Genomic DNA, 5,771 nt, shown 5'->3' with positions numbered 1-5,771 from the left:
GAGAAAGTCAAAAACAATAAACTGCGTTTCAGATTTCTAGAATAAATTTCCGAGAATAGCTTTACACATACCAAACGAGGTTTAGTATATCATTTGAGTCTTCTTATGCTATACTAAAGAAAAATTAATAATCGACACAGGAGGCAACCAATGAAATTTCAAGATTATACTTACGAACGGCCGGATTTTGATTTATACAAAAAAGACTTCCTTCATCTCGTTGACAATTTGAAAGAAGCGGAATCGGCTGATCAGGTCAAGCAGGCCATTGACCAAGTATCTGAGCTGACTGCATCACTGGATACCATGAGTACGCTCGCTTCTATCCGTAATTCGATTAATACCAAAGATGAGTTTTATGATCAGGAAGACAAGTACTGGAATGAATACTCTCCGTACTATCAGGAACTCACCACGACGTATTATAAAGCCATCATGGCTTCTCCCTATCTTGATGAACTGAAGGACAGTTATCCGCGAACCTTCTTTCAGAATATGCAGTTCGAACTGGATGCCTTCGATTCCAGTGTCATCGATCTGCTGCAGAAAGAAAATCAGCTGAGCAGTGACTATCAGAAACTGCTTGCTTCCGCAGAAATAGACTTTGACGGAAAGAAGCTGACCTTATCCCAGTTCGGGCCATATCTGGAATCGACGGATCGTGACACACGAAAAGCAGCATCCGACGCCCAGTGGAGTTTCTTTGAGGAAAATGAAAGTAAGCTAGATAATTTGTATGACGAACTTGTCAAAGTAAGAGATACGATAGCGAAGAAGCTCGGGTATAAAGATTTTGTTGAACTAGGTTACATCAGAATGAAACGATTTGATTATGACCGGGGCATGGTGGACGTCTACCGCAAACAGGTCCTTGATTATGTGGTTCCAGTGACTCAGAAACTGGCCAAGCGTCAGGCTGAAAGAATCGGAATAGAAGATATGAAGCATTACGATGCGTCTCTTCAGTTCCTTGATGGTAACCCGACACCTCAAGGCGACCCGGATTACATTATCGACAACGGCCGCAGAATGTACCATGAACTGAGTAACGAAACAGCTGAATTCATCGATTTTCTTTTCGATAAAGAGCTGGTCGATCTGTTGTCCAAGGAAGGGAAAGCAGGTGGGGGCTACTGCACCTATATTCCTGACTATCAGTCGCCATTTATCTTTGCCAATTTCAACGGGACGTCAGGGGATATCGATGTATTGACTCACGAAGCAGGTCACGCGTTCCAGGTTTATCAGTCAAGATGGATCAAGCAGCCTGAGATCGTCTTCCCGACCTTTGAAACCTGCGAAATCCATTCAATGAGCATGGAATTCTTCACTTACCCATGGATGGAGCTGTTTTTTAAAGATCAGACAGATAAGTACAAGTTCAATCATTTGAGTGGAGCGGTCAGATTCCTTCCTTATGGTGTTCTGGTCGATCACTTCCAGCACGAAGTATATGAAAATCCTGAGTGGTCACCTGAGAAACGCAAGCAGGTCTGGCGCGAGCTTGAGAAACAGTACCTGCCTGATCGCGATTTTTCTGAAAATGACTTCCTTGATAAAGGAACATTCTGGTTCAGACAAGGACATATTTTCGGCATGCCGTTCTACTACATTGACTACACTCTCGCTCAGATCTGTGCTTTGCAGTTCTGGAAACGTGCGATAGTCGATCAGGATGAAAAAGCATGGACTGATTATCTGGCAATCTGTAAAGCGGGCGGCACACAAAGTTTCCTTGAAACTGTATCGACAGCCAATCTGCGCTCACCTTTTGAAGAAGGCTCTTTAGAAGGGGTCATTCAGACGATCGACCAGGCACTGGAAGAAGTCGACGACAAAGCTTTATAATTTAAAAAACCCACTGATCATACAGGGTATCCGACAGTTCAAAAATGAACTGCGACCCTGTGAATCAGTGGGGCTTTTTTATTTGCAGGACAATTGAACTAAATTTTCGAATCCAGATCGTTAGTCTGTTCACTCAGGGTGTTGAGCCTATCCTGGTTCTTATCAAGCAGATCGTTCAAATCGCTGAGTTCTTTTTCCAGTTCATCCATCATCTGATTCGCTTCTTCGATTGAATCAGCCTCTTTTTTGAACATCCCGTGAAGCATCCATGGAGAGGGAAAGTCAAAAGGATGGTCAGCAGGAAGAGTGTCAGTTTCTTCTTGAGTTAGGTCCATCCAGACTAGCGCCTCAGGATTTTCAGCTTTGAGCATCTGGAGGGAGCGATCGACTGTTTCGAACAGTCCAGGCTGTTCGTTGAAGTCGGCCCATGGGTAAACAACATGCAGGTATTCGGTCCCTTTTACTTCTCGCCACATAAAGAGGACCCGGGTCCCGTCAGAATTTATATAGCAGTCCATTTCATCCAGTTTCTCATCACTGAAAAGTGATGGTCGTGCAGGGAATGGATAATAGGCTTCATAGGGGAAGACAGACTTTTCAAAAGAGGGGTTAAGGTAAGTCTCTTCGATCCACTGTCTTTTCTCATGTCGATCGTCCACTATAGTCCATTCCGTGTCTCCGGTCATAAGAGGGGTCAGCGTTGAAGCCTGTGCAGCGTAGAACGTGATTACATGGGGCAGTCCGATTTTTTCCAGTACCTTCTGAGCAGGTTTGTTGTGCAGTTCTGTATTGGCACCGATCCATTTCACTGAAGGGGTCTGTCTGGCCGCATTGAGAATATATTCGGTGATTTTTGTACCATACCCATTCTGACGGTGTCTTTTATCACTTCTTAGACGACCCAGCATGGCAAATTCACCAGCAAAAAGAGTATAACCGGCCACAGCGACAAGAGTCTCATCTTCAAATAAACCGAAGAGAGCATTTCCCTTAGTCGTCAGGCGGTCAAACACCTTAAGCATATAGTCGTCTTCTAATCCGGTTTCCATATTTTTGTATAAGTCAAAGTCATCAGCAGTTAACTGTCTAAATGATACACTCACGCTTATTCCTCCTCAATAATTCTTAGGGCACCGATTTGAAAACCGGCACAGGTGTAGCCTTGCTTTGTATACATATCTTTGACACTGTCTTCTGCATCAGCAGCCAGAATAACCAGCTTGTTCTTCTTGACCGCTTCGCCCATGACTTTGGCCTGCAGTGTACTGGCTACATATTGACCTCTATATTCCGGCAATGTGAATACATCATCTATTTCGATGGTATCATTCTGCTCTACAGTCAGACAGGATCCGACTGCGTGGTCCTCTTTTAGAGCAAGCCACATGGTAACAAGCGGATCATAGAATATGAGGTCATAAAAACCTTGTTTCTCGTCAGCAAAATATCGGGACGTTTTCATATCCTCAATGTAGTTGAGGGATTTAAACGTGTCGAGTTCTTCAAGGCTGACCTTGATTACTTGTATGCCGTCAGCTACAGATGCTTTAAAGGATATCGGATCGATAGAGTAGAGCTCCAGTTTCTCAAGACCGTAACCCTGCTCACTCAAATATTCGAGCGTCTCCGGAAGCAGACCCTGATTTATAGGCCAGGTAAATTTGACATGTCCGAGCCCATTATCTTCTGAAAAAAACCAGTGCATATCTTCTATCAGTTGAAATTCTTCTTTTGAAGGGGAATAAAGCAGATTAAAGTAGTTGGAATCGTATCTGAACAGGGCAGATGGATTGAAATACTGAATAAAAAACTCATTCCTGTCTGCTTCTTTACTATAAGAGCAGAGCATATGAAAATCGATCATGGGCACCTTTCCTTTCTCATACCTACTAGAATAGCAAAATGCCATAGGATTGAAAAGAATCAGTTACTTTAAATAAAAAGAAGTGGACTAAACTTATGACTACAACAACTGGTGTTAAAGTATTCACTGATACTGACAATGAAAATAATTGAAAAGGACAAAGTTAGCACAGTTACTAGAATAAAAAGGGCTGATACTTCAATAGAGTGAGGAAAGATAAGTTAAGGGATGTCAATATTTGTCACTTATTGTTCACTGGTTTCCATAGGAGGAAGACTGAATATTACAGTTAATATAATCATAAAGCCTTTTATATCAACGGGTTGAGGTGTTCCGAATAGTCAAACTTTCGTCAAACAATACAGACGTGTAACAAAATGCATGATTTTTTGTCATAGGATTTAAAAATTTTGACCTCATATCCCGTGTTATGATTTCATTATAACAGCAAGGGAAGCAAGACTAATATTGAACTTTTTATTATGAAACTGATTGAATATAAATAGAAATGGGAGTTATCAGATTGAATAAAAAACGCATCTTAACAGTAATGGCGGCAGCAATGATGGCTGCACCAACATTCAGCACATTGAACGTAGAAGCTTCTTCTCAAAGAATGAGAGATCTTGAACAGCAGCAGCAGGAGCTGAATCAGAAATCCAATGAACTGGATGGTGAGATTTCAGATCGAGAACAGCGCATGCAGTCACTTGAAGAAGAAAAGAAACAGCTTGAAGATGATGTGGTTGAACTTCAAGGAAACATCGATGAACTGGTCAATAGACTGGATGAACAGACAAAAGAAATTGAAAAGATTGAAGAAGAAATCCAACGTTTAAATGAAGAAATCGAACAGCTGAAAGATCAGATCGCTCGTAGAAACGAGCAGCTTGAAACTCAGGCTCGTTCAGTTCAGACTAACGCTAACCCGGCGGATATTGTTGATATCATGATGTCAGCAGAAAGTTTATCAGATCTGATTGGTAGAATTGGTGTTGTCAGTCAGCTGGTTTCCGCAAACCAGAACATTGTACAGGCACAATTTGAAGATCATCAGGCACTAGAAGAAACTGAAGCTCAAGTGGTGGCTGAACAGGAAGAAATGGAAAAAGTTAAGGCTCAGATGGAAATCGACCGTAACAACCTGGTCAACCAGCGTTTGGCTCTTGAGGATACAATCATGCAGGTCGCTGAACGCTATGATATGACTGAAGATGAAAGAAACTCTTTCATTAATGAACAGACAATAGTCGCTGAGCGTGCAAGTAATTTGAGCAAAGAAATGCGAGCAGAGCAGCAGCGTATTATTGAAGCGGAACGCAAGCGTCAGGAAGAAATCCGTCGCGCTGAAGAGAAAGCAAGAAGAGAAGCGGAGTCAAAAGCAAGAGCTCAGGCAGAAGCTCAGGCTCAGGCAAGAGCTGAAACAGAGCGTCGTTCACAGGCATCAACGTCATCAAGCAGCACTTCTTCTAACAACTCGTCAAGCAGTTCTTCTTCATCAAGTTCGTCTAACAGCTCGGCAAAAAGCGGATCAAATAATTCTGCACCAGCTTCAAACAGCGGGTGGGCTAGACCAGCAAGTGGACGTATCACTTCTCCATTCGGATACCGTACACATCCTGTGACAGGTCAGCAAGGATCATTCCACGCAGGTGTGGATATTGCCGGAAGCGGACCGATCAGAGCTTCTCGTGCTGGAACTGTAACTCAGGCTTCTTTCTCAGGATCTTACGGATATACAGTTATCATCGATCACGGTAATGGCTACTCAACGTTGTACGCTCACATGCAACCTAACTTGAACGTAGCACCTGGACAAAGCGTGTCTCAAGGGCAGCAGCTGGGAATCATGGGAACAACTGGACGTTCAACTGGGGTCCACCTTCACTTTGAAATACGTAAAAATGGATCTGTAGTTAATCCGATGAGCTACATCAACTAATTAATATATATGGCTGAAGAGAGAAGGCATTAGTGCTTTCTCTCTTTTTCGTGCGCCCGGCATGGGCGACAACTTGGTGGTGAAAGTCCACTACAGACTTGGCAGTAGGAACTGTTA

At 42.9% G+C, this 5,771-nt stretch carries 4 protein-coding genes; 2 read left to right on the top strand and 2 right to left on the bottom strand.

What is annotated here, in order from left to right:
• Positions 1-150 precede the first annotated feature (150 nt).
• Positions 151-1,848 carry a M3 family oligoendopeptidase gene (locus ABFX15_RS08155; protein ID WP_346024964.1) on the top strand — a complete coding sequence of 566 codons (1,698 nt, stop codon included), beginning with the start codon at positions 151-153 and terminating at the stop codon, positions 1,846-1,848.
• Between the two features lie 98 nt (positions 1,849-1,946).
• On the opposite strand, the gene ABFX15_RS08150 is transcribed toward ABFX15_RS08155, so the two are convergent.
• Both ABFX15_RS08150 and ABFX15_RS08145 read right to left on the bottom strand, forming a co-directional pair.
• Positions 1,947-2,951, bottom strand: a complete 1,005-nt coding sequence (locus ABFX15_RS08150; RefSeq protein WP_346024963.1) for a GNAT family N-acetyltransferase — start codon at positions 2,949-2,951, stop codon at positions 1,947-1,949.
• A 2-nt stretch (positions 2,952-2,953) separates the two neighbouring features.
• A complete protein-coding gene (locus ABFX15_RS08145) occupies positions 2,954-3,712 on the bottom strand; it encodes a GNAT family N-acetyltransferase (RefSeq protein WP_346024962.1) in 759 nt (252 codons plus the stop codon).
• Between the two features lie 523 nt (positions 3,713-4,235).
• Between ABFX15_RS08145 and ABFX15_RS08140 the strand changes: the two genes are divergently transcribed.
• A complete protein-coding gene (locus ABFX15_RS08140) occupies positions 4,236-5,654 on the top strand; it encodes a peptidoglycan DD-metalloendopeptidase family protein (RefSeq protein WP_346024961.1) in 1,419 nt (472 codons plus the stop codon).
• Positions 5,655-5,771: the final 117 nt, after the last annotated feature.

This window comes from Alkalibacterium indicireducens (genome assembly GCF_039522005.1).
GTDB lineage: Bacteria > Bacillota > Bacilli > Lactobacillales > Carnobacteriaceae_A > Alkalibacterium > Alkalibacterium indicireducens.
Note: the sequence above shows the minus strand (reverse complement) of the source record. Positions and strands in the feature narration are given on the sequence as shown.